This window comes from Candidatus Endomicrobiellum pyrsonymphae (genome assembly GCF_020328025.1).
Classification (GTDB): domain Bacteria; phylum Elusimicrobiota; class Endomicrobiia; order Endomicrobiales; family Endomicrobiaceae; genus Endomicrobiellum; species Endomicrobiellum pyrsonymphae.
In genome coordinates this window covers 1-4,508 of sequence record NZ_JAIXMZ010000083.1, presented here as the reverse complement: position 1 = coordinate 4,508, position 4,508 = coordinate 1, and the positions used below count along the sequence as shown (strand labels likewise).

Sequence of the window (4,508 nt, the reverse complement as noted above, 5' to 3'; positions counted from 1 at the left end):
CCGACCGCCAAGGAGATGATAGTGTATATGGAAAACTGTTTGTCCGCCATCAATCCCACAGTTACTAACCAAACGAAACCCATTTTTCATCTCGAGAAATTGTTTTGCAATTTTTGCCACTACAACTTGAATATGTCCCAATATTCTTCCATCCTCACTCGTAACAACATCCAATCCACTTATATGCTTTTTAGGAATAATAACTACATGGACCGGCGCTTGAGGATTCACATCCTTAAAAGCAAAAACTTCTTCGTCATCATACACTTTATGAGAAGACATTTTTCCAGCGCCTATCTTACAAAAAATACAATCCTCTAGCATTTTAGCCTTATTTCAACTATTTATTAAGAATGTAGAAAACCCCGCAGAGTGTAACAGATTTTACAGAAAATAGCAAATGGCTGGACAAACACACCACTCGCATTATCCATCCTTATTAAAAAATTTCGAAGCCATTAAAATATCCTTGAAAATTTGCGCTTTAAGAAGTTCAATATTCGCAAATTTTTTTTCGTTTCTTATTTTTTTTAATAGCACAACTTTGGTTTTGGATTTTTTCCATACGCCTTGAAAATCAAGAATATGTGTCTCAGGGATAATGTTATTTCCTCTGTTAAAAGTAACGCGAGCGCCGATGTTTGTAATTGAAGGATATATCCGCTCACACTGTGATATAAGACTTAAAAAAACTCCTTTAGGAAGAAGTTTACCGCTATCTACTTGCAGATTCACCGTTGGACAACCAAGCTGCTTACCCATACCATTCTCTTTAAACGGCATCCCTGTAAAATAATATTTTCCCCCTAGCAATTTCTCCGCTTTTTTTAAATCGCCTTTTTCAATCAGTATTCTTATCTGTGATGACGAAATTTTCCTTGAAGCATGTTTCAAAGGTTTTATAATGTTTACTTTTACATTATTATTCTTTGCTTTTCTCTCAAGCCAGCTAATATCACCTTCTCTATTTTTACCAAAAGCAAAAGTAGATCCGCATATTATTTCTGAAACATTAAGAGTATCGCGTAAAAATTCATCAAAAAACTCATCGGGAGTACACAATAGAACTTCTGAAGGAACCTCTATTACAAAAATTTCGTCTATACCAAGAGATTTTATTGCCTCTAACTTTTCTTCAAACGTCATAAGCAAACCGTCGACTTTTCTTACGGGCTTTTTAAGTACAATTACTATACTTTTAAAATTGTTTTTCTTTGCGCCAAATAAAGTCTTGCTTATAAGAAGTCTGTGTCCTTTGTGTAACCCATCAAAAGTTCCAATGGTTATTACTGATTTTGTAGTCATTTTGCTAACTCTAACAATTTCTCACAAGGTATTAATTTTTCCATTATTTTGCCGGGACTCTCCAAATCATCAAAACTTAAAGCATTTTGACATCAAAAACGTCTATAACACCTCTTCTTAAAGTTTTAACAGTCGCCTCGCACTCTAGAAGATTACCCAAATCTCGAACCAACGTCCTTCGTATAACTACTTCTTTGGGTTTGGGCGACCTGCAACCCTGACATCAGATATAAAGCAGATAGTACTACTGCTAATAACGTCCGAGAAGCGTGTGTCATTTATTTATACGCTCCTTTATACAATATCATCGTCAGTTGCGCTACTGAGTCTAGCGTCTCTAAGTCTATCAGCGCTCTAGTCCATATTTTGCATTCGTCTTACCCGCGCGATTCATGGAACAACGGGCTAGAGGAGCTTGAGTACGAAGCTGATGACGAGCTGGAATACAAAAATAAAGAACGAACTGCATGCGCCATATAAGTACCTCTGGAACAAAACACTTTCACATTTAAAATATCATGCTTGCACGCTTGTAAGATAATACATTAAATTGTTTTATGGTCACTTTTCTTGACTTTCTTTCAACTTTAATACCTCTTCTAGAACCTCGCTAATCATTTTTATTGTAGTTTCTATATCCTCGTTGATTGTACATCCCGCGGCATTTTTATGACCGCCACCACCAAACCTGCTGACAACACCAAGCGCATCAAAATTTTTTACCGAACGGCAACTAACCTTAGTTGTTTTCTTGTCAATCTCTTTAAACACACAACCGATTTTCACACCATTTATTCTTAAAGTATAATTTGAAATACCTCCTGAATCGTCAGAACTTAGTCCGCTTTTTTTAAACATATCTTTTGTTAAAACAATATAAGAAACTTGACCGCTTAAAATTGTTCTTATACCGCGCAGAGCCAGCCCTTGTAATTTCAACGCGTTGATAGAAGTATTCTCATAAATTTTTTTATAAATTTCATTTACCTCTACACCGTACTCCATAAGTTTCGCGCAAGCAATGTGCGAATTGGGAGTAGTATTTAGCTGCTGGAAACGACCTGTATCTGTCAAAATACCGGTGTAAAGACTTTCCGCTTCATTTTTTGTTAATTTAATTTTCATATGCTCAAAAATATTGAAGATAAGCTCTGATGTTGATGACGCTGACGGAACAATATAATTAACATCGCCGAAATTTGTGTATGTTGAATGATGGTCTATATTGATTATTTTTTTTGCTTGTTTAGTGGCAATAATGTTGCCCATTCTAGAAAAGTCAAGCGATTCCAATATTATCGCGCAATCAAAAATATCAGTTGTTTTCGCAGACATTTTTATTTTATCTGAACCTTTAAGAAATTTTAGAAAATCCGGCACCCTATCAGCGCAATAAACGCGAGATCTCTTTCCATTTCGATTTAAAACAGACGCTAACGCCAAAGCTGACCCTAGGCTGTCGCCATCAGGTTTTACATGTCCAGCAATAAAAAACGTTTTTGATTGTTTTACTATCTTGGAAATTTCTGCAATCTTTTTTTTGTCAGATGAATTGATTTTATTTTGCACTACCAACTCTCCGGTGTAGATTATTTTTCTTCTTCTATGTTTTTAAGTATATCAAATATTTTTGTCGCTCTTTCGTTGGTACCGTCATAAACAAAAGATATTATGGGAGTGCGTCTTAAATTTAAACGCAAAGCCAATTGATGCCGAACCTTTCCTGTATTTCTTTTTAAAACTTCATCTGCTTTTTGCTTATCTTCTGCCGAGCCAAAAATGGAATAATGAATTTTACAGCTTAACAAATCGTCAGTAAGTTTTACACCCATAATTGTAACAAGTCCTGAATTCAAATCTTTTATTTCTCTTATAACTTCTGAAACAGTCTGTTGTATAAGCTCTCCTACTCTAACAGATCTTTTATACGATAGCGACATATTAATCTCTCTTTTAAATCGTTATTTACATCAGGCAAAACGTATGAGAAAAATCCATTTTGGATACTTCGCTACGCTTCTAGCATCGCATTGACTTTATATATGATTTTGCCCGATTTGTAAGCAATTTGTAAGTCCTTATTGCAAATCAAAAACAAAACTATCATGTTTATTGTACATAATTTTACTGCATAATCAAACTAAAAAAATGTTATTTAAACTCTAAAAGTAAAACTTAACTCATTTTTAAAATGCGTGCGTGCGCGCATTAAACGAAAATGAGGTCGTGGCGTTTCCTCCCTGGAGATTAAAACATTGTGTTTTAAATTTAAACAACTTGTGGTAATTCCTCTCAGATGGCTTGTTCTAAATCTTTGACGGAGAACCATAAATATGTGGCTTTGGTAAAAATAGCAAGTGAGAGACGAAATGCTATAGTTAAAAAATCTAAGAAAAAGTTAAAATTTTATTTCTCATTGGTGTTTCCTAGCATCCTGATGGGGGCTAATGCTTTCCATTTTTTCGTTGTACCAGTGCGTCGTCAGACGCCTCCTGCTAAGCTGTGGTTTGCAACTTTTGTAATTAGTGTTTTAAAAGAGGTGTTATTTTCATTTTAGATGATTGACAACATATCAACCGGTTGATAAGGGTAGAAAGAAGACAAAGATCTCTGATTGAATTTTGATTATTTTGATTGTATAATCTTTAAGGTTAAAATGTTAAAAGTAAGGGATTAATTTTGTATAATTACAATAAAGGTTTGATTTTGATATAATCACAACAGTTGTATTTGATGAGATGATACAATCACATTTGATTTGGTATAATTGATTTTCTTATAAATGCAAAACAAAAAAAGTGATACTAAAATAAAAGAGGAAGTTTTCATTCGTGAAGCGATACATATTCTACATTCCCCTAATCTCTAAATCTAAATTTATCAAAAGCGATAGATAAAAACAAAAGAGGAAATAGTATGATGACATTACAATTAAAAAGATGTGTAAACTTGTTTGTTTGCCTTTCTCTGCTCCTTTCGGCATGCTCGCCCGATAAATCCAGCAAAGCTGGTAGCAAAGCTAGTAGCAATGTTAGCGAGTTCACAACAAGACCGTCTGTAGTCCCACAGCGGGTGGACGATAATGATAACCCCCCCCCTATAAATTCCTCTCCAGTTAGCTTCTGGGATCGTGAAATCTATAACGTCGGCGGACTTAGCATAACGCCAACAAGAGTGGCAATAGGCGCAGCAGTTTTGGGAAC

Annotated in this window: 6 protein-coding genes; 2 read left to right on the top strand and 4 right to left on the bottom strand. The window is 34.9% G+C overall.

The genetic code is table 11. The features are described from left to right. The 4 genes from LE180_RS06230 to rbfA all read right to left on the bottom strand — a co-directional run. A partial coding sequence (locus tag LE180_RS06230) for a histidine triad nucleotide-binding protein (RefSeq protein ID WP_374134593.1) occupies positions 1-324 on the bottom strand: 324 nt, incomplete at its 3' end. Between the two features lie 102 nt (positions 325-426). Then, on the bottom strand, positions 427-1,305 hold the full coding sequence (gene ribF / locus LE180_RS06225) for a riboflavin biosynthesis protein RibF (protein ID WP_374134592.1): 879 nt from the start codon (positions 1,303-1,305) through the stop codon (positions 427-429). 561 nt (positions 1,306-1,866) lie between these two features. Next, on the bottom strand, positions 1,867-2,874 hold the full coding sequence (locus LE180_RS06220) for a bifunctional oligoribonuclease/PAP phosphatase NrnA (protein ID WP_374134591.1): 1,008 nt from the start codon (positions 2,872-2,874) through the stop codon (positions 1,867-1,869). Positions 2,875-2,894: 20 nt separating this feature from the next. Continuing rightward, positions 2,895-3,245, bottom strand: a complete 351-nt coding sequence (rbfA, locus tag LE180_RS06215; RefSeq protein ID WP_374134590.1) for a 30S ribosome-binding factor RbfA — start codon at positions 3,243-3,245, stop codon at positions 2,895-2,897. 356 nt (positions 3,246-3,601) lie between these two features. Here rbfA and LE180_RS06210 point away from each other — a divergent pair, with 356 nt between their 5' ends. Both LE180_RS06210 and LE180_RS06205 read left to right on the top strand, forming a co-directional pair. Continuing rightward, positions 3,602-3,862 (top strand): hypothetical protein, encoded by a 261-nt coding sequence (locus LE180_RS06210; RefSeq protein ID WP_374134589.1) that lies wholly within the window; start codon positions 3,602-3,604, stop codon positions 3,860-3,862. Positions 3,863-4,221: 359 nt separating this feature from the next. Continuing rightward, positions 4,222-4,508, top strand: a 287-nt coding sequence (locus LE180_RS06205; RefSeq protein ID WP_374134588.1) for a hypothetical protein, incomplete at its 3' end; no start/stop codon positions are given.